This window comes from Bradyrhizobium ferriligni, assembly GCF_056837965.1.
This window is the reverse complement of the sequence record NZ_JBXEJO010000025.1, coordinates 90,458-108,203: the sequence shown is the minus strand read 5'-3', so window position 1 is coordinate 108,203 and position 17,746 is coordinate 90,458. Positions and strand designations below refer to the sequence as shown.

Here is a 17,746-nt window from a genome sequence, read left to right as displayed (position 1 = left end):
ATATCGACCAGATCGGCGGCACCATCGACATCAAGAGCGTGGCCGGCGAGGGCGCCTCGGTCACCATCAAGATCCCGCTGACCTTGGCGATCGTCTCCGCGCTGATCGTGGAAGCCGGCGGCGACCGTTTTGCGATTCCCCAATTGTCTGTGGTCGAGCTGGTGCGGGCCCGCGCCAACTCCGAGCACCGCATCGAGCGGATCAAGGACACCGCGGTCTTGCGGCTGCGCAACAAGCTGTTGCCGCTGATCCACCTCAAGAAGCTGCTGAAGATCGACGACGGCGCGACCACCACCGACGCCGAGAACGGCTTCATCGTGGTCACGCAAGTGGGCAGCCAGACCTTCGGCATCGTGGTCGACGGCGTGTTCCATACCGAGGAGATCGTGGTCAAGCCGATGTCGACCAAGCTGCGACACATCGACATGTTCTCCGGCAACACCATTTTGGGCGATGGCGCCGTCATCATGATCATCGACCCCAACGGCATCGCCAAAGCGCTCGGCGCGTCCGGCTCCTCGGCCCATGACCTTGCCGACGACCATGCCGCGGCGCATGCCGCAAGCGGCGAGCAGCTGACCTCGCTGTTGGTGTTCCGCGCCGGCTCCTCGCAGCCCAAGGCGGTGCCGCTCGGCCTCGTCACCCGGCTGGAGGAGATCGCAACCGACAAGATCGAGCTCTCGAACGGCCGCTACATGGTGCAGTATCGCGAGCAGCTGATGCCGCTGGTGCAGATGGCCGGCGTCGAGGTGCAGTCGCAAGGCTCGCAGCCGATCCTGGTGTTCGCCGACGACGGCCGCTCGATGGGGCTCGTGGTCGACGAGATCATCGACATCGTCGAGGAGCGGCTCAACATCGAGGTCGCGGGTTCGCAGGACGGCATCCTCGGCTCGGCCGTGATCAAGGGCCAGGCCACCGAGGTGATCGACGTCGGCCACTTCCTGCCGATGGCGTTCGCCGACTGGTTCTCGCGCAAGGAGATGCGCCCGTCGGCCTCGGCGCAGTCGGTGCTGCTGGTCGATGACTCGGCGTTCTTCCGCAACATGCTGGCGCCGGTCTTGAAGGCCGCCGGCTACAAGGTGCGGACCGCGGGCGGCGCGCAGGAAGGGCTCGCCGCGCTGCGTTCGGGACAAAGCTTCGACGTCGTGCTGACCGACATCGAGATGCCCGAGATGAACGGCTTCGAGTTCGCCGAGAACATCCGAAGCGACCATAACCTGATCGGGCTGCCGATCATCGCGCTGTCGGCGATGGTGTCGCCGGCGGCGATCGAGCGCGGCCGGCAGGCCGGCTTCCACGACTATGTCGCCAAGTTTGATCGTCCCGGGCTGATCGCGGCGCTGAAAGAGCAGACCGCCGAGATCCGGAAAGCGGCTTGATGGGATTCAGGGAAACACATCGATGACCAGCAAGACCGAGACCAGCGAAGGCGCGATGGCCGAATACGTCACCGCCGTGATCGGCGGGCAGCTGTTCGGGCTGCCGATCTCGCGGGTGCAGGACGTGTTCATGCCGGAGCGGCTGACGCGGGTGCCGCTGGCCTCCAGCGAGATCGCCGGCGTGCTCAATCTGCGCGGCCGCATCGTCACCGTGGTCGACATGCGCGCCCGGCTCGGGCTGCCGAAGGCCGACGACGGTAAGCCTCCGATGGCGGTCGGCGTCGACCAGCGCGGCGAATCCTATGGCCTGTTGATCGACCAGATCGGCGAGGTGCTGCGGCTGCCCGACGACAGCCGCGAGGACAACCCGGTCAATCTCGATCCCCGCATGGCCAAGCTCGCCGGCGGCGTCCATCGCCTCGACGGCCAGCTCATGGTCGTCCTCGATGTCGATCGCGTGCTCGAACTGGTGCCCGACGCCAAGGCGGCGTGAACAGGGCCGATAGAACAGAAGAACTGAAACATCCCACCGGGGATGAGGAAGTAGAGGTCGCAAATGAGAACCTGTCTTGTTGTCGATGACTCAAGCGTCATTCGCAAGGTCGCCCGCCGCATCCTGGAAGGGCTCGATTTCCAGATCGTCGAGGCCGAGGACGGCGCTAAGGCGCTCGAAGCCTGCAAGCGCGCGATGCCGGAAGCGGTGCTGCTCGACTGGAACATGCCGGTCATGGACGGCTACGAGTTTCTCGGCAATCTCCGCCGCATGCCCGGCGGCGATCAGCCCAAGGTCGTGTTCTGCACCACCGAGAATGACGTCGCGCATATCGCACGCGCGCTGCATGCCGGTGCCAACGAGTACATCATGAAGCCGTTCGACCGGGACATCGTCACCGCGAAGTTCCAGGAAGTCGGTTTGATTTAACTCTACGTTCGATCCGGCGGCAGAAGCCTTCGGCTCAACGGTTGTTGTGCGTCGTGTTGCGTCGCTGGTGAAGTCATGAGTGTTGCGTTGACAAGTACTGCGGTCCCGACATCGACCCGTACCGACAAGGTGCGGGTGATGGTGGTTGACGATTCCGTGGTGATCCGCGGGATGATCTCGCGCTGGATCGGCGCCGAGCCCGACATGGAGGTGGTCGCCTCGCTGCGCACCGGCCTCGACGCCGTCAACCAGCTCGAGCGCATCAACCCCGATGTCGCGGTGCTCGATATCGAGATGCCCGACCTCGACGGCATCTCGGCGCTGCCGCAGCTGCTGGCGAAGAAGCGCGATCTCGTCGTCATCATGGCCTCCACGCTGACCCGCCGCAACGCGGAGATCAGCCTGAAGGCACTCTCGCTCGGTGCGTCCGACTACATTCCGAAGCCGGAAAGCACGCGCGAGGCCACCGCCGCGGAAACCTTCCGCCACGACCTGATCCAGAAGATCCGTCATCTCGGCGCCAAGGCGCGCCGCAGCCCGGTGCACACGACGGCAAGCCCGCCGCTTGCGCCCGGTCATGACAGACCGCGTCCGTCGGCTCCCGCTGCCGCGCACACGGCGCCGGCCCAGGTCACGCGCCGTTCGTTCGGCCTGCTGCCGCCCAAGGTGCTGCTGATCGGCTCGTCGACCGGCGGACCGCAGGCGCTGATGACGCTGGTCGCCGAGATCGGCCCGGTGATCGATCGCTTCCCGGTGCTGATCACCCAGCACATGCCACCGACCTTCACGACCATTCTCGCCGAGCATCTGGCGCGCACCAGCAAGCGGCCGGCGCATGAGGGGATCGACGGCGAGAGCATCAAGCCGGGTCAGATCTATCTGGCACCGGGCGGGCGCCACATGCGCATCGCGCGCCACGGCGTCGATGCCACGATAGCGCTCGACGACGGGCCACCGGTCAATTTCTGCAAGCCCGCGGTGGATCCGATGTTCACCTCCGCGATCGACGTCTGGCAGGGCAGCATCATGTCGGTGATCCTGACCGGCATGGGCTCCGACGGCATGCGCGGCGGCAAGGACATCGTCGCCGCCGGCGGCAGCGTGATCGCCCAGGACGAAGCGACCAGCGTGGTGTGGGGCATGCCCGGTGCCGCGGTCAATGCCGGCATCTGCGCCGCGGTGCTGCCGCTCAATCAGATCGCACCGAAGCTTGTTCGCGTGTTTGCGGGAGACCGTTCGTGACGCCGCTGGACTATGAGTATCTGCGTAAGCTGCTGAAAGAGCGTTCCGGCCTCGATCTCTCCGCCGACAAGCAATATCTCGTCGAGAGTCGCCTGCTGCCCTTGGCGCGCCGGTCGAACCTCGCCGGAATTCCCGAGCTGGTGCAGCGGATGAAGGGCGGCGCGGAGTTGCTGACATCGGAGGTGGTCGAAGCGATGACCACCAACGAGACCTTCTTCTTTCGCGACAAGATCCCGTTCGACCATCTGAAGGAAGCGGTGCTGCCCGCACTCGCGCAGGCGCGCGCGGCGCGCCGCAGCTTGCGTATCTGGTGCGCGGCGTCGTCGACCGGGCAGGAGCCGTATTCGATCGCGATGCTGCTGAAGGAGATGACCGCGCTGTTTGCCGGCTGGCGCATCGAGATCATCGCCACCGACCTGTCGCAGGCGGTGCTCGAAAAGGCCAAGGCCGGCCTGTTCAGCCAGTTCGAGGTGCAGCGCGGCCTGCCGATCCAGCTGCTGGTGAAGTATTTCGTGCAGAAGGGCGAGCTCTGGCAGCTGAACACCGATATCCGCGGCATGGTGCAGCATCGCCAGCTCAATCTGCTGCAGGACGTCTCGCATCTCGGCACGTTCGACGTGATCTTCTGCCGCAACGTGCTGATCTATTTCGATCAGCAGACCAAGGCCGGCATCTTCGGCAAGGTGGCCCGGATGCTCGAGCCTGACGGCGTGCTGGCGCTTGGTGCGGCGGAATCCGTGGTCGGCATCACTAATCTGTTCAGGCCTTATCCCGACCGGCGCGGGCTGTATCAGCCGAACACTGCGCCAGTCGCGCGCGCCGGCGCCGCGCTGCATGTGCTGAAGGCGGTTGCGTCCGCCGCGCGGTGAGTGCGCTTTCCTGAGCGATCGTCAATTGTTTCCCCGTCATCCTGAGGAGCGCGCTCTTGCGCGCGTCTCGAAGGATGCACGGCCACCAGCCGGGCCGTCGATCCTTCGAGACGCCGCTTCGCGGCTCCTCAGGATGACGGGGAACGGGACGACCGACACCGCTACAAAATCGCGTGCGGCAGGAAGCGCGAGGTGTTGCCGGTGATCGGATTTTCGTCTTCCCGAATCGAGAGTCCGCAGGGCGTGCCGTCGACCAGCCAGCTGCCGAGCACCGGGTACTGCCCTGAAAAATTCGGCAGCGGCGCCAGCGTCTGGCGGATGAAGCCTTCGGCGCCGTAGGGGCCTTGCTCGGCGACCAGCGTGACGCCGGCGCTGACCAGTTCGACATTGGCGCCCTCGCGCGAATAGATCGGCTTGCGCACGAACGACGTGCCGAGTTGGGCGGCCTGCGGGTCGTCCTCGAAATAGGCCGGCAGCAGATTGGGATGGTTCGGGAACATCTCCCAGAGCAGCGGCAGGATGCCCTTGTTGGAGAGGATCGCCTTCCACGGCGGCTCGATCCATTGCGTCGGCGCGGTCGAGAGGTTCTTGCCGAACGCGTCGTGGAACATCCATTCCCATGGATAGAGCTTGAACGCGAGCGCGATCGGGCGTTCATCGAGGTCGACGAACTGACCGTCGTCGCGCAGTCCGACCTCTTCGATGTCGAGCAGCGTGGTCTTCAGCCCGGCCTGCGCCGCGGTGTCCTCGAGATAGGCGAGCGTGCCGGCGTCCTCGGGATTTCCGGTCAGTCCGGTGAGATGCAGCGGGTGGGTCGCGCCGATCCTCTTCCAGGCCTCGATCAGCCGGTCGTGGATCGAGTTGAACTGGTCGGCGCGCTTCGGGATGATGTTGCGTTGGATCGCCTGTTCGAGCCAGGTCCATTGAAACACCGCGGCCTCGAAGATCGAGGTCGGCGTGTCGGCATTGTATTCGAGCAGCCTGGCCGGGCCGCGGCCGTCGAAGGTGAGATCGAGCCGGCCGTACAGGCTCGGATTGTTGCGGCGCCAGCTTGCCGCGATCAGATCCCAGAACGTCTCCGGTATCTTCAGCCGGCGCAGATAGCGCTCATCCCTGACCGCGCGTCCGGCGAGCTCGAGACACATCGCGTCGATCTCGCCGGTCGGCGCCTCGATCGAGCGCTCGATCTCGTCCAGCGTGAAGGCGTAATAGGCGCGCTCGTCCCAGTAACGTTCGCCGTCGATGGTGTGGAAGGTGAAGCCGGCATTCTCGGCAGTCGTCCGCCAATCGTCGCGTTCGGGACATGCGATGCGTTGCATGAGGGGAAACCCGTTCGCTCGTCAGCCTGGTGTCAGCTTCCGCCATGCGACGGATCGTCGTCGCCGTAGCGGGCGATAGTGCGCGGCGCGCCGCCGAAGCCGCCGGACGGCGACCGTTCCGCGGGCTTTCGCTTCGCGTCGTGTCCTGCGTGGTGATGGTGGCTGCGGGCATGGCTTGTCGTCAGGCCCATCGACGCCGCGCCGATCGCGATACTTCCCATCAATTTCAGCCATACGCGGCGCGAGCGTTTCATGGACGCAATCCCTGCCTTGCCGTCTGCGGAGCGCCGAGTTTCCATCAGCTGCGTTCGCCGGGCAAGCGAAAGCGGGATGACATGGCGATGACACGGCAACTTGCATCAGCCGCCGCTGAAGCCGAACGCATGCGCGAATGAACCGAAGCCGCCGCGGCTCACCGACGAGCTTGACGATGAGCTCGAGGAAGAAGAGGAGCCGCTCGACGAGGAGCTGCTGTAGAAGCTGCTGCGCGACGAGCCGCCGCTGCCGCCCGATCCGGACGACGAACTGCGCGCCGTGCAGTCGACGCCGGGTTGCGGCGGGACCGGCGCGGCGACGCCCGGTGCGGTGACGCCCGGCGGCGTCAGCGGCACCGGGTGGCAATTCGGCCGCGGCATCAGCGCGTAGGCGCTGCCGCCGACCGCGAGCGTGCCCATCAAGAGCAGCGCGACGTGGTTGGAGCGCTTGGATGGCGCCTCCGGCCGCGGCGGCGTTGGCACCGCCGGCACGACCGGTCGCCGTTTGCCGAAGTCCGGGTTCGGTTTGCGCGCCATGGTTTGGCTCAACGGCTCAGTAGATCATGCAGGCCGCGTTCAGCGCGCCTGCGGCCAGCGAGGACAGCCCGAGCCAGATCGCCGGCGCCATTTCGCCGGAGGCGATCCGCCCCGACAGGTTCGGCACCGGGATCTTCACGATGTAATAGACGATGATCTGCACGATCAGCGCGATGATGCTCCAGATCAGGCAGTCCACCACATTGGCGGAGTGGGCGATGGCGCTGACCACCGGCAGCACGAAGCCGAGTAGGCTTAAGCCCAGCGCAATCGCCGCCGCCGGATCGTTGTCGCGGATCAGCTGGAATTCGTCGTGCGGGGTGACGCGCGTGTAGACGAAGAGGTAGGCGACCACGGCGATCAGCGCCGTGCAGAAATAGACCAGGAACGCCGGCAGGCCGGCGAGGGATTGCAGGATCATGTCGGGGCGGTCCGGGAGTTCGTCGGGATTCGCGCGAGGCAGGATTGCACGTTCCCTTGGTCGGCGCATGCCGACAGCCGGTTCAATCCCAAACAAAAACCCCGCCATTTACGGCGGGGTTCAGGTCGAAAGGAGCGAACCTTGCGGTTCTCTGCGGGCCCAGAAGGTCAGGCGGGAATGCGCTCGTCGGCCTCGTGCGGCTCGCGCAGCACGTAGCCACGGCCCCACACGGTCTCGATGAAGTTGCGGCCTTCGGAGGCATTGGCGAGCTTCTTGCGGAGCTTGCAGATGAAGACGTCGATGATCTTCAGCTCCGGCTCGTCCATGCCGCCGTAGAGATGGTTGAGGAACATTTCCTTGGTGAGCGTGGTGCCCTTGCGGAGCGAGAGCAGCTCCAGCATCTGGTATTCCTTGCCGGTCAGGTGCACGCGCTGGCCACCGACCTCGACCGTCTTGGTGTCGAGATTGACGACGAGATCGCCGGTCTGGATGACCGACTGGGCGTGACCCTTGGAGCGGCGCACGATCGCGTGGATGCGGGCGACCAGTTCGTCCTTGTGGAAGGGCTTGGTCATGTAGTCGTCGGCGCCGACGCCGAGACCCTTGACCTTGTCCTCGATGCCGGCGAGGCCGGAGAGGATCAGAATGGGAGTTTTGATCTTCGACACCCGGAGCTGCTTGAGCACGTCGTAGCCGGACATGTCGGGCAGGTTGAGGTCGAGAAGGATGATGTCGTAGTCGTAAAGCTTGCCGAGATCGACGCCCTCTTCGCCGAGGTCCGTCGTGTAGACGTTGAAACTCTCGGACTTGAGCATCAATTCGATCGACTGCGCGACGGCGCTGTCATCTTCAATCAGCAAAACGCGCATGCCAGTCCCCTATAGTCGCCGCTCCGGGCGTCAGGTCGGCCGCACTTGCGGCACTCACAAAACGCCTTTGAACAACTGATTCGGATCCTGACGAGATATGGTTAACAAAAACTGATTCCTCGACGCAAGTTCTAACCGTGCAATTTTTGTCGAATCGCCCTAAGATATTGCGTAGAAGAAGCTTTTCCTAACCGCGCTCGTTCAGTTTCCACATTAAGAGCCGGGCCTAACCGACTCTCGCGACTCGCCCTTCTTCTGATGGGCAAGCGACCTCAGTCACCAAAGACAGTGACGCAATGATTAATGATGCGGGTAAACACGAAGTTAAGCGGCCGGCGCAAAATCGTGGAAACTTAAGGTTTTCGCAATGAAGGCGCTCGCGGAGCAGATCGGCGACATCGACGGCGTCAATATTTATGGCCGTGTGGTCGGCGTCCGCGGGCTGATGGTCGAGATCGCGGGCCCCATTCACGCGATGTCGGTCGGCGCCCGCATCGTGATCGACGTCGGCGCGGGCCGCTTCATCCCCGCCGAGGTGATCGGCTTCTCCGGCGAGAACGCGGTCGTAATGCCGTTCGGCGGATTAGATGGCGTGAGGCGCGGTTGCCGCGCGGTGATCGCCAATGCGGCGAGCCAGGTGCGGCCGTCGCCGGCCTGGCTCGGCCGCGTCGTCAACGCGATGGGCGAGCCGATCGACGGCAAGGGCCCGCTCGTGCAGGGCGCCTCGCCGATGTCCTACCGCAACTCGCCGCCGCCGGCGCATTCGCGCAAGCGGGTCGGCCCGCCGCTCGATCTCGGCGTGCGCGGTCTCAATACCTTCCTGACCTGCTGCCGCGGCCAGCGGCTCGGCATCTTCGCCGGCTCGGGCGTCGGCAAGTCGGTGCTGCTGTCGATGCTGGCGCGCAACGTCGATGCCGCGATCTCGGTGATCGGGCTGATCGGCGAACGCGGCCGCGAGGTGCAGGAATTCCTCCAGGAGGATCTTGGCGAGGAAGGGCTGGCGCGCTCGGTCGTGGTGGTCGCGACCTCGGACGAGCCGGCGCTGATGCGGCGCCAGGCGGCGTATCTGACGCTCGCCATCGCGGAGTATTTCCGCGACGAGGACCAGGACGTGTTGTGCCTGATGGACTCGGTGACGCGCTTTGCGATGGCGCAGCGCGAGATCGGCCTCTCGGCGGGGGAGCCGCCGACCGCCAAGGGCTACACGCCGACCGTGTTCACCGAATTGCCGAAGCTGCTCGAGCGGGCAGGGCCGGGCACCGGCGACGGCACCATCACCGCGATCTTCACGGTGCTGGTCGACGGCGACGATCACAATGAGCCGATCGCGGATGCGGTGCGCGGCATCCTCGACGGTCATATTGTGATGCAGCGGGCGATCGCCGAGCGCGGCCGCTATCCGGCCGTCAACATCCTCAAGTCGGTGTCGCGCACCATGCCGCGGTCGGCCGACCCCGACTTCCTGCCCTACATCAACAAGGCACGGCAGGTGATGGCGACCTATGCCGACATGGAGGAATTGATCCGGCTCGGGGCCTACCGGCCGGGTTCCAGCGCGGAGGTCGACGAGGCGATCCGGCTGCATGAGCCGCTGGAGGCCTACCTGCGCCAGGCCAAGGACGAGGCGACCAGCCTTCCCGACGGCTACCGGCAACTGGCTCAAATCCTGTCGGGTTTGGAAACGGAACGCTAACTTTGTCAGGCCATCATCGCCGGCACACCATAGCTATGCCGGCGGGGCCCAGCGGGGAGCCGGCTCTGTCCCGCGTTCAGATTTGGGACTTCTGGGGAGTATGAGTCGATGAAGTCACGTGAAACGCTGATCCGCCTGAAGAAATTTCAGGTCGACGAAAAGCGCCGTCGGGTTACCCAGATCGAAGGCATGATCGCCGACTTCCAGCGCATGTCGGTCGAGCTCGAGCGCGAGATCCAGACCGAGCAGGAGCGCGCCGGGATCAACGACCCCACGCACTTCGCCTATCCGACCTATGCCAAGGCCGCGATCCAGCGCCGTGAGAACCTGACCCGTTCGGCCGACGAACTGCGCGCCCAGCTCGACGACGCCAAGGCGCTGCTGTCGGAGGCATTCGAGGAATTGAAGAAGGTCGAGCTGCTCGACGAGCGCGACCAAGCGCGCGAACGCGCGGAGGAGAGCGCTCGCGAACAAGCCGACATGGATTCGATCGGCCTGATGCGGGCCCGTCTCGGCGTCATCGCCTGAACCCTCGCTCCCTCCGCCGACCAGATTGAGAGCCCGGGCCGATCGCCCGGGCTTTTTGCTGGGCGCTGTCCACAAGCCGGCGACCTGTCGGCCATTTGGCGGATCGTGGTGTCCCAAAATATGCTACCACCGGTCCGGACGGGATGATCGGCGGCACGATGGCAATGACGCGATGGGGGATCGAGGCTTGGAGGGCGCAAAGTGCTGACGCCGGCTGAGCTGGTCTGGCTGATCGCCGCCGTTGCCAAGGGGGATGAGGCCGCCTTTGAGCGGCTGTACGCCGCGACCCGCGCGAAACTCTTCGGCGTCGTGCTCCGTATCTTGCGGCGACAGGATCTCGCCGAGGAGGTCCTCCAGGAGGCTTACGTCAAGATCTGGAACAGCGCCGGGCAGTTCAACCCAGCCCTGTCTTCCCCGATCACGTGGATGACGTCGATCGCGCGCAACCGCGCCATCGACGTGGTGCGCAAGCGCGGCGAGGTATCGCTCGAAGACGAGCCGACCGCGATGGAGGTCGCCGCCGACTCGCCCGATCCGCTGGCGCGACGGGAAATGACGGAAGAGTTGAAGCGGTTGCTGGAGTGCGTCGGTCGTCTGGAGCCGGATCGTCAGAAGCTCGTGCTGCTCGCCTACTACAACGGCTGGAGCCGCGAGCAGCTCGCCGCAAAGTTCGAGACACCGGTGAACACGGTGAAGACCTGGCTGCGCCGCAGCCTGATGGATATCCGGGAGTGTCTTGGACTCTGATTGATGGCCTATAGCGAAGACCATATCGCGCTCGCCGCGGAATATGCGCTCGGTACGCTCGATGCCGAGGAGCGCGCGCAGGTCGAGACCATGATGGCCGTCGACAGCGAGTTCGCAGCGCTGGTGCAGGCCTGGCAGTTCAGGCTCGGTCCGCTGAATCAGATGGTCGGCCTGGTCGAGCCGCGTCCGGTGGTCTGGGACAACATCAAGGCGGCGATCGGCCACGCGAGCGCGCCGCAGGCGCCGCTGGTGCTGCCGGAGACGCCGGCCACGACAGTGACGCCGCCGCCTTCGCCGATCACGGACGATCCTGAATTCGGCTCGGCGTTCGATCCGGACCAGCCCCAGCCGCCGTCCGAGATCCGCAGGCTGCCCGAGGCCCGACAGCCACGGGTCATCTTCGACGAACGCAACGTGACCGCGCTTACGGGCCGCGTGAAGCGCTGGCGCGGTATCGCGTCGGCCGCGACCGCGATCGCGGCCGCCCTGCTGGCGACGCTCGGCCTGCAGATTTACAAGCCCGACGCCTTGCCGAATGCGATGAGGCCAAAGCCGCGCATCCAGACCGTCGAAGTGAAGACGCCGGCGCCGGCATTGACGCCGTCCGCGCAGTATGTCGCGCTGTTGCAGGGGCAGAACGGCGGGCCGGCCTTCATCCTGACGATCGACGGCGCGACCAAGAATTTTACCGTCCGCAAGGTCGGCGCCGCGTCGGAGCCCGGCAGGAGTTTTGAGCTCTGGCTGATCTCAGACAAGCTGCCGCAGCCGCGCTCGCTCGGCGTGATCGGCGCTGATGATTTCACCGCGCGTCCGGTGCTGTCGGGCTATGACCCCGACGTGATCAACGGCGCCACCTATGCGGTGACCGTCGAGCAGGCCGGCGGTTCGCCGAACGGCCAGCCGACCTCGGCGCCGATCTTCACCGGCAAGCTGATCGAGACCGTGCCGCCTGCGCCGGGTTCGACACCGCGGTAATTTGCGCCTGCTGCAGCAACTGAATCCAGGGTGCTCGTCATTGCGCCGCTCCGGCCACCCGAAAAAAAGAAAACGCCCGTGGGGAGCGGGCGTTTTCGATAGTCAACTTGGGGGTAGTTGGGGGTCTTAAATATCCACGCAGCGACTTTGGGGGGCTGTAAAGAACACTACGTGAATTCGTGAAACTCTCCTGTTAGCGGACCAGCGAGTTGCTGGTGCTGGTGATCGCGACGGGCTTGCCGGCCTTCATGACCCGCGCCGTCTGCGTGTATCCATCATCCGACGAATTATGTGCCGCGATGCCGAAGCCCGCGACCAGGATACCGGCGAACAACGCCACGACCACAATCTTCAGGTGCGTCATACGATCGGCGCTGTAGATCGAGTGGTTCATGGAAGTCTCCTGCCGCCTTCCTGCTCTCAGTAAATCTGTCGGTTCGGTCTGTTGTCCGGTTCAACGTCTCGTGCCCCGCTAACGTAGGATTTGCCGATTCCGTTCCCTAGAGGCCATCACAAGGCCGTGATGAGACGTGATCGGGCGCGATCAAAAATGACCCTTTGGTAATCTGAAACGCATTAAATCTATTTAATATCAGTGTCTTGAGTTGGTGCTGGAATGTTGCATCCCAGATAGGGCCGTTCCGGCCTGTTCCAGATAAATCAGTTGCCTGTGGCGAGAAAACACAGACGAAAACGCAAGTGATTTGCGGCCGCTAGCGCGTTTTCGCGCGAAGTGGACGCCCGGCTCGCGTGAAGAAAACGCTTCCGAACAAGAGGCCCTAAACGCTGCCGACCGTCTTCAGCCGGGCGCGGGGATGGATCTCGGCTTGCGACAACACGGTGGTCTGCGAGCGGAACCGTTCCACCAGTGAGCGAACGAACGGCCGGATCGCGGCCGACGTCACCAGGACCGGCGCCTCGCCCTCGCGCGCCGCCTGCTCGAAGGCGTTGCGCACGGCGGTCATGAACTCCGACAGTTTCGAGGGCTGCATCGCCAGGCTGCGGTCGTCGCCCTGGCCGACGATCGATTCCGCAAACGCCTGCTCCCAGCGCGCCGACAGCGCGATCAGCGGCAAATAGCCGTTCGGCGAGGTGTTTTGCGCGCAGATCTGGCGGGCCAGCCGGGCGCGAACGTGCTCGACCATGGTGGCCGGATTGCGCGAGAACGCCAGCGCGTCGGCGATGCCCTCGAGGATGGTCGAGAGATCGCGGATCGAGATGCGCTCGGCGAGCAGCAATTGCAGCACGCGCTGGATGCCCGACACAGTGACCTGGCCCGGCACGATGTCCTTGATCAGCTCGCCTTGCTCCTTCGGCAGGTCCTTCAAGAGCTTCTGCACCTCGCCGTAGGACAACAGGTCCGCCATGTTGGTCTTGAGCAGCTCGGTCAGATGCGTTGACAGCACCGTGGCGGCGTCGACCACGGTGTAGCCTTTCAGCGCGGCTTCCTCCTTCAGGCCGGCGTCGACCCAGGTCGCCGGCAGGCCGAAGGTCGGCTCGATGGTGTGGATGCCGGGCAGTTGCACCTGGTTGCCGGCGGGGTCCATGACCATGAACTGGCTCGGCCAGATCTTGCCGGTGCCGGCGTCGACTTCCTTGATCTTGATGACGTAGCTGTTGGCTTCGAGCTGGACGTTGTCGAGGATGCGCACCGCCGGCATCACGAAACCCATCTCGATGGCAAGCGAGCGGCGCAGCGCCTTGATCTGCTCGGTCAGGCGGTCGGTGCCGTCGGGGCCGTTGACCAGCGGCAGCAGCGCGTAGCCGAGCTCGATCTTGAGGTCGTCGATCTTCAGTGCGGCGGCGATCGGCTCCTCCGCGGCTGCAGCGGCCGCGGCCGCGGCTGCGGCCGGGGCGGCGGCTGCCGCCGTTTCGGCCGCCTTCGCAGCCCGCTTCTGCTTGCGTGCATTCCAGGCCAGCACCGCGGCGCCGGAGCCCAGCGCCAGGAACGGCAGCGTCGGAATGCCCGGCAGCAGCGCCAGCACCAGCATCACGCCGGCCGACATGCCGAGCGCCTGCGGATAGCCCGAGAGCTGGCGCATCAGCGCCTTGTCGGCGGCGCCGGTGATGCCGGCCTTGGAGACGAGGAGGCCCGCGGCGGTCGAGACGATCAGCGCCGGCACCTGGGTGACGAGGCCGTCGCCGACCGTCAGCACGGTGTAGGTGCGGGCGGCTTCGCTGAAGGAGAGGCCCTGCTGGGCGACGCCGATGATGATGCCGCCGACGATGTTGATGCCGACGATCAAGAGGCCGGCGATGGCGTCACCGCGGACGAATTTCGAGGCACCGTCCATCGCGCCGAAGAAGCCGCTCTCGTCTTCCAGCGCCTTGCGGCGCTCCTTGGCGGCCTTCTCGTCGATCAGGCCGGCGGAGAGGTCGGCATCGATCGCCATCTGCTTGCCGGGCATCGAGTCCAGCTGGAAGCGCGCCGCGACTTCGGCGATGCGGCCCGAACCCTTGGTGATGACCACGAAATTCACGATCACCAGGATCGCGAACACGATGATGCCGATCACGAAGTTGCCGCCCATCACGAAGTTGCCGAACGCCTCGATGACGTGGCCGGCGGCCGCCGTGCCCTCATGGCCGTGGCTCAGGATCAGCCGGGTCGAGGCCATGTTCAGCGACAGCCGCAGCATGGTCGAGATCAGCAGGATGGTCGGAAACGACGAGAATTCCAGCGGCGCCTGGATGAACAGCGAGGTCATCAGGATCAGGATCGAGACCGTGATCGAGACCGCCAGGAAAAGGTCGAGCACGATCGAAGGCAGCGGCAGGATCAGCACCACCAGGATGGTGAGGACACCGATTGCCAGCGCGATATCGCCGCGCTTCAGGATGTCGCCGATCTCGCCGAGGCTCGGCAATCCGCTCTTGCCTGCCGTGCCCTGACCTGCCGTGATGTCGACCATGGTAGCCGCTCTCCCCCGCGACTGGCGGCTGCGGCCGCCAAGCGTCTGCGCGACGGCCGCAGGGCCGCCGTTCCGAAAGTGAGGCACCGCGCTGGCGTTCACGGGGATCTCCGCCCGTTAGACGCGTTCGACGACACTCGACTTCACTCGGCAATTCTTGCCGGGTGTATGGTTAGCAAAGGGTTAATAAGTGCTTTCGCGCGACCGCACGGGTCGTCGCAGGCGCCGGGCATGGGGGATTCGCGGCTGGGAGCAGGGGTGAGAGGGCCTCGTGGTCGAGATGCGCCGCAAGCGGCGCTCCTTATCATGAGGGTCCAGACCAGGATTTTGCCCCGCAGACGGCGTCATCCTGAGGAGCCCGCCAAAGGCGGGCGTCTCGAAGGATGGCCACGGATGACGCCGCCGGCCTTGCGGCCTCTATCTGAGCGCACCGAGCACGACGCCCGATGCGGCGATGATGCCGAGCGTGATGACGCTGGCGCGCCACAAGAGCTGCTGCCGGGCGGTGCGCCGGTCGTGGAAGGCCAGCCAGTCGTGGACAAAGCCCGCGGGGATGTCGAACACCACCGCCGACTTGTTGCGATGGTGGGTCTCATGCTCGCAATACATCGTCCGGACCGTCGGCACGCCCAGCCGCTCGAGCTCGCAGTGCCACTCCCAGGCATGCTTGCCGTTGGTCCAGCGATTTTCGAAAGGGACCACGTGTGATTTCATGACGAGCCTCCTGGCCCACCCTGAACCCACGTCACCATTCTAGCCCAAGGTGCGGACCGGCGCGAGATCGGCGCCGGCCGCCTCGGCCGATCAAAGCGGCGCTAGTTGGCCGATTGCGTCCATCTGCGCCAATGCGTCGGCTGGATGTCGAGGTGCTTGCTGCCGGCATGGTCGACCCATTCGGCGCCATCGCGGTGGCACGGGAACATGAGCGCGTGGACCATGCCATCATAATCGAGGACACAGACTTCGAGCTCGTGGTCCGACGGCGCTGATGCAACGGGTAACCACTCTGCTGACGACGAACGCATGATGACCCTCCGACAGTTAAGCGCTTCGATCCTTTACCTTGCGAGTCGCGTGCCATCCCTGCGCAATGATAGTCCGGGTTGCGCGTCGCGAGTGTGAACCGGCTCGCAGTGTATCATTTTTCCTCGTCAGCATGGATCGCGATTTGACGCACGATATTCCCGACCTGCTGAGGCGGTGGATTGAACTTGCCGGAGCCTGCGCTCGACGAAGTGCAGATTGCACGTCATGGTCAGGGATGCTGGATTGCCAAACCCGATGCGCTGCACCATCGCATTGAAGAGAAGGCACGGGCTCGTGAAGCGGGGACTTGTCGCGGCGATTTCGGCTTGCGTTGCGACCGCCGCCGCCGCGAAGCCGCCGGGTTCCGAGGCGGTGATGATCCGCATGATCACCTGCGACGGAGAGGGCGTCCGGATGGAGGTCTATCTGCCGCTCTCGGTCGATCGCCATATGCGGGGCGGACAATCCGTCATCGGCTATTACGCGCTCGATCTGACCGACGTGAACAAGGGCAAGCCGCTCGAGCCGGTGCGTGTCACCCTGAGCACCGACCAGAAGACCGTGACCGTCGATCAGTACCTCCGGAGCCTGCCGCCGACCCGCATTCCGGTCACCGGCGGCACCGTCGATTTCGACCAGCGGTTCGCCAAGCACGCGAAGTGCGGCCCGTTCCAGTCGCAGGATCCCGATTTCGGCAATTGATTCGGCTCACTTTCCCGTCGCAGGACGCGCGTCCCTTTGTTCGCGCATGCCTAATCTCTCGGCAATGTGGCTTGACCCGGAGGCAAATGCCGACGAAGTTCCGCCTGCCGTGGTAATTTCTTCTGAATTTTCCCCTGAAGTCGCTACGTTCATTCCCGACTCGCGCCGGGCATGGCTGCGCCTTGTCGTGGCCGTGGTGATCGGCTCGCTCGGCAGCGTCGGCATGTGGTCGGTCGTGGTGGCGCTGCCCGTGGTGCAGACCGACTTCGGCGCGACCCGCGGAACGGCCTCGCTCGCCTTTACCATGGTGATGCTCGGCTTCGGCCTCGGCCAGGTCGTGACCGGCAAGATCAGCGACCGCTACGGCATCGTCGCGGCGATCGGCGCCGGGATCGGCATCCTCGGCCTCGGCTATGTCGGCGCCGGCTACGCGCCGTCGATCTGGGCCTTCATCCTGCTGCATTTTGCCATCGGCCTGTCGTCGGCGGCGACCTTCGGTCCGTTGATGGCGGAGGCGTCGCACTGGTTCGAGCGCTACCGCGGTCTCGCGGTCGCGATCGCCGCGAGCGGCAATTACGTCGGCGGTACGGTGTGGCCGCCGCTGGTCAATTTCGGCATGCAGAGTGTCGGCTGGCGCACCACCCATATTGCAATCGGCATCTTCACCGCGATCGCGATGCTGCTGGCACTCATGGTGCTGCGGGTGTTGATGGGCGCGGCGACCAGGCGCAGCCATGTCAACGCGGCACCACCGCGGGTCGACCTCAAGCTTTCCACCAACGCGCTGACCGCGATCCTGTCGCTCGCGTCGATTTCCTGCTGCGTGGCGATGTCGATGCCGCAGGTCCATATCGTCGCCTATTGCGGCGATCTCGGCTACGGCGTGGCGCGCGGCGCCGAGATGCTGTCGCTGATGCTGGGCTTCGGCATCATCAGCCGGATCGGTTCAGGCTTCCTCGCTGACCGCATCGGCGGCATCCGCACGCTCCTGATCGGCGCGGTCGCGCAAGGCGCAGCGCTGTTGTTCTATCTGTTCTTCGACAGCCTGACCTCGCTCTACATCATCTCGGCGATGTTCGGCCTGTTCCAGGGCGGCATCGTGCCGAGCTACGCGATCATCGTGCGCGAGGCGATGCCGGCGTCGGAGGCCGCGACGCGGATCGGCATCGTGATCTTCGCCTCGGTGTTCGGCATGTCGTTTGGCGGCTGGATCTCGGGTGTGATCTTCGATGCCACCGGCTCCTATGCCGCCGCCTTCGCCAACGGCCTTGCCTGGAACCTGCTCAATGTCAGCATCATCCTGCTGCTCATGATGCGGGCGCGGCAGCGGCTGGCGCTGGCGTAATTCGCG

General features: G+C 65.0%; 21 protein-coding genes. 11 read left to right on the top strand and 10 right to left on the bottom strand.

The features are described 5' to 3' along the window. The 5 genes from AC1VNY_RS17020 to AC1VNY_RS17000 form a co-directional block, all read left to right on the top strand. Positions 1-1,379, top strand: a 1,379-nt coding sequence (locus tag AC1VNY_RS17020; RefSeq protein WP_482406023.1) for a response regulator, incomplete at its 5' end; no start/stop codon positions are given. A 22-nt stretch (positions 1,380-1,401) separates the two neighbouring features. After that, the gene (locus AC1VNY_RS17015; RefSeq protein WP_155262142.1) at positions 1,402-1,872 is read left to right on the top strand and encodes a chemotaxis protein CheW; all 471 of its coding nucleotides are present in this window, start codon (positions 1,402-1,404) and stop codon (positions 1,870-1,872) included. 63 nt (positions 1,873-1,935) lie between these two features. Then, complete coding sequence (locus AC1VNY_RS17010; RefSeq protein ID WP_018273268.1) at positions 1,936-2,301, top strand: response regulator; 366 nt, start codon at positions 1,936-1,938, stop codon at positions 2,299-2,301. A 75-nt stretch (positions 2,302-2,376) separates the two neighbouring features. Beyond that, positions 2,377-3,543, top strand: a complete 1,167-nt coding sequence (locus tag AC1VNY_RS17005) for a protein-glutamate methylesterase/protein-glutamine glutaminase (protein WP_482406022.1) — start codon at positions 2,377-2,379, stop codon at positions 3,541-3,543. Beyond that, positions 3,540-4,412 carry a CheR family methyltransferase gene (locus AC1VNY_RS17000; RefSeq protein WP_482406021.1) on the top strand — a complete coding sequence of 291 codons (873 nt, stop codon included), beginning with the start codon at positions 3,540-3,542 and terminating at the stop codon, positions 4,410-4,412. Before AC1VNY_RS17005 ends, AC1VNY_RS17000 begins: the two co-directional genes overlap by 4 nt. 161 nt (positions 4,413-4,573) lie before the next feature. Here the strand turns inward: AC1VNY_RS17000 and AC1VNY_RS16995 are convergent, their stop codons facing one another. The 5 genes from AC1VNY_RS16995 to ctrA all read right to left on the bottom strand — a co-directional run bounded on the left by AC1VNY_RS16995 (position 4,574) and on the right by ctrA (position 7,812). Continuing rightward, the gene (locus AC1VNY_RS16995) at positions 4,574-5,731 is read right to left on the bottom strand and encodes a glutathionylspermidine synthase family protein (RefSeq protein WP_482406020.1); all 1,158 of its coding nucleotides are present in this window, start codon (positions 5,729-5,731) and stop codon (positions 4,574-4,576) included. A 32-nt stretch (positions 5,732-5,763) separates the two neighbouring features. Next, positions 5,764-5,985 carry a hypothetical protein gene (locus AC1VNY_RS16990; protein ID WP_482406019.1) on the bottom strand — a complete coding sequence of 74 codons (222 nt, stop codon included), beginning with the start codon at positions 5,983-5,985 and terminating at the stop codon, positions 5,764-5,766. Between the two features lie 105 nt (positions 5,986-6,090). Next, positions 6,091-6,522 carry a hypothetical protein gene (locus tag AC1VNY_RS16985; protein ID WP_482406018.1) on the bottom strand — a complete coding sequence of 144 codons (432 nt, stop codon included), beginning with the start codon at positions 6,520-6,522 and terminating at the stop codon, positions 6,091-6,093. Positions 6,523-6,538: 16 nt separating this feature from the next. Next, on the bottom strand, positions 6,539-6,943 hold the full coding sequence (locus AC1VNY_RS16980) for a DUF350 domain-containing protein (RefSeq protein ID WP_057015189.1): 405 nt from the start codon (positions 6,941-6,943) through the stop codon (positions 6,539-6,541). Positions 6,944-7,110: 167 nt separating this feature from the next. Beyond that, positions 7,111-7,812, bottom strand: coding sequence for a response regulator transcription factor CtrA (gene ctrA, locus AC1VNY_RS16975; protein WP_016848562.1), 702 nt, complete (start codon positions 7,810-7,812; stop codon positions 7,111-7,113). Between the two features lie 367 nt (positions 7,813-8,179). Here ctrA and fliI point away from each other — a divergent pair, with 367 nt between their 5' ends. The 4 genes from fliI to AC1VNY_RS16955 all read left to right on the top strand — a co-directional run bounded on the left by fliI (position 8,180) and on the right by AC1VNY_RS16955 (position 11,755). Continuing rightward, complete coding sequence (gene fliI, locus AC1VNY_RS16970; RefSeq protein ID WP_482406017.1) at positions 8,180-9,505, top strand: flagellar protein export ATPase FliI; 1,326 nt, start codon at positions 8,180-8,182, stop codon at positions 9,503-9,505. A 108-nt stretch (positions 9,506-9,613) separates the two neighbouring features. Next, positions 9,614-10,033 (top strand): flagellar export protein FliJ, encoded by a 420-nt coding sequence (fliJ, locus tag AC1VNY_RS16965; RefSeq protein WP_016848565.1) that lies wholly within the window; start codon positions 9,614-9,616, stop codon positions 10,031-10,033. Positions 10,034-10,234: 201 nt separating this feature from the next. Then, positions 10,235-10,780, top strand: coding sequence for a sigma-70 family RNA polymerase sigma factor (locus AC1VNY_RS16960; RefSeq protein WP_482406016.1), 546 nt, complete (start codon positions 10,235-10,237; stop codon positions 10,778-10,780). Positions 10,781-10,783: 3 nt separating this feature from the next. Next, positions 10,784-11,755 carry an anti-sigma factor gene (locus AC1VNY_RS16955; protein ID WP_482406015.1) on the top strand — a complete coding sequence of 324 codons (972 nt, stop codon included), beginning with the start codon at positions 10,784-10,786 and terminating at the stop codon, positions 11,753-11,755. A gap of 193 nt (positions 11,756-11,948) precedes the next feature. On the opposite strand, the gene AC1VNY_RS16950 is transcribed toward AC1VNY_RS16955, so the two are convergent. The 5 genes from AC1VNY_RS16950 to AC1VNY_RS16930 all read right to left on the bottom strand — a co-directional run bounded on the left by AC1VNY_RS16950 (position 11,949) and on the right by AC1VNY_RS16930 (position 16,079). Beyond that, on the bottom strand, positions 11,949-12,149 hold the full coding sequence (locus AC1VNY_RS16950; protein WP_028341260.1) for a hypothetical protein: 201 nt from the start codon (positions 12,147-12,149) through the stop codon (positions 11,949-11,951). A gap of 385 nt (positions 12,150-12,534) precedes the next feature. Beyond that, positions 12,535-14,667 (bottom strand): flagellar biosynthesis protein FlhA, encoded by a 2,133-nt coding sequence (gene flhA / locus AC1VNY_RS16945; RefSeq protein ID WP_304496722.1) that lies wholly within the window; start codon positions 14,665-14,667, stop codon positions 12,535-12,537. 417 nt (positions 14,668-15,084) lie between these two features. Beyond that, positions 15,085-15,381, bottom strand: coding sequence for a hypothetical protein (locus tag AC1VNY_RS16940; protein ID WP_482406014.1), 297 nt, complete (start codon positions 15,379-15,381; stop codon positions 15,085-15,087). Positions 15,382-15,482: 101 nt separating this feature from the next. Next, the gene (locus tag AC1VNY_RS16935; protein ID WP_482406013.1) at positions 15,483-15,692 is read right to left on the bottom strand and encodes a hypothetical protein; all 210 of its coding nucleotides are present in this window, start codon (positions 15,690-15,692) and stop codon (positions 15,483-15,485) included. Between the two features lie 126 nt (positions 15,693-15,818). After that, complete coding sequence (locus AC1VNY_RS16930; RefSeq protein ID WP_482406012.1) at positions 15,819-16,079, bottom strand: hypothetical protein; 261 nt, start codon at positions 16,077-16,079, stop codon at positions 15,819-15,821. Between AC1VNY_RS16930 and AC1VNY_RS16925 the strand changes: the two genes are divergently transcribed. After that, a complete protein-coding gene (locus tag AC1VNY_RS16925; protein ID WP_482406011.1) occupies positions 16,069-16,395 on the top strand; it encodes a hypothetical protein in 327 nt (108 codons plus the stop codon). The genes AC1VNY_RS16930 and AC1VNY_RS16925 overlap by 11 nt on opposite strands. A 187-nt stretch (positions 16,396-16,582) precedes the next feature. Beyond that, a complete protein-coding gene (locus tag AC1VNY_RS16920; RefSeq protein ID WP_439711115.1) occupies positions 16,583-17,740 on the top strand; it encodes an MFS transporter in 1,158 nt (385 codons plus the stop codon). The last annotated feature ends 6 nt before the right edge of the window (positions 17,741-17,746 follow it).

Coding starts and splice junctions, on each gene's coding strand:
- AC1VNY_RS16980 (WP_057015189.1), bottom strand. CDS start 6,943: ATGATCCTGCAATCCCTCGCCGGCCTGCCGGCGTTCCTGGTCTATTTC.
- AC1VNY_RS16935 (WP_482406013.1), bottom strand. CDS start 15,692: ATGCGTTCGTCGTCAGCAGAGTGGTTACCCGTTGCATCAGCGCCGTCG.
- AC1VNY_RS16995 (WP_482406020.1), bottom strand. CDS start 5,731: ATGCAACGCATCGCATGTCCCGAACGCGACGATTGGCGGACGACTGCC.
- AC1VNY_RS16950 (WP_028341260.1), bottom strand. CDS start 12,149: ATGAACCACTCGATCTACAGCGCCGATCGTATGACGCACCTGAAGATT.
- fliJ (WP_016848565.1), top strand. CDS start 9,614: ATGAAGTCACGTGAAACGCTGATCCGCCTGAAGAAATTTCAGGTCGAC.
- AC1VNY_RS17010 (WP_018273268.1), top strand. CDS start 1,936: ATGAGAACCTGTCTTGTTGTCGATGACTCAAGCGTCATTCGCAAGGTC.
- flhA (WP_304496722.1), bottom strand. CDS start 14,667: ATGGTCGACATCACGGCAGGTCAGGGCACGGCAGGCAAGAGCGGATTG.
- AC1VNY_RS16925 (WP_482406011.1), top strand. CDS start 16,069: ATGATCCGCATGATCACCTGCGACGGAGAGGGCGTCCGGATGGAGGTC.
- AC1VNY_RS16985 (WP_482406018.1), bottom strand. CDS start 6,522: ATGGCGCGCAAACCGAACCCGGACTTCGGCAAACGGCGACCGGTCGTG.
- ctrA (WP_016848562.1), bottom strand. CDS start 7,812: ATGCGCGTTTTGCTGATTGAAGATGACAGCGCCGTCGCGCAGTCGATC.
- AC1VNY_RS16930 (WP_482406012.1), bottom strand. CDS start 16,079: ATGCGGATCATCACCGCCTCGGAACCCGGCGGCTTCGCGGCGGCGGCG.
- AC1VNY_RS16940 (WP_482406014.1), bottom strand. CDS start 15,381: ATGAAATCACACGTGGTCCCTTTCGAAAATCGCTGGACCAACGGCAAG.
- AC1VNY_RS17015 (WP_155262142.1), top strand. CDS start 1,402: ATGACCAGCAAGACCGAGACCAGCGAAGGCGCGATGGCCGAATACGTC.
- AC1VNY_RS16990 (WP_482406019.1), bottom strand. CDS start 5,985: ATGAAACGCTCGCGCCGCGTATGGCTGAAATTGATGGGAAGTATCGCG.
- fliI (WP_482406017.1), top strand. CDS start 8,180: ATGAAGGCGCTCGCGGAGCAGATCGGCGACATCGACGGCGTCAATATT.
- AC1VNY_RS16955 (WP_482406015.1), top strand. CDS start 10,784: ATGGCCTATAGCGAAGACCATATCGCGCTCGCCGCGGAATATGCGCTC.
- AC1VNY_RS17005 (WP_482406022.1), top strand. CDS start 2,377: ATGAGTGTTGCGTTGACAAGTACTGCGGTCCCGACATCGACCCGTACC.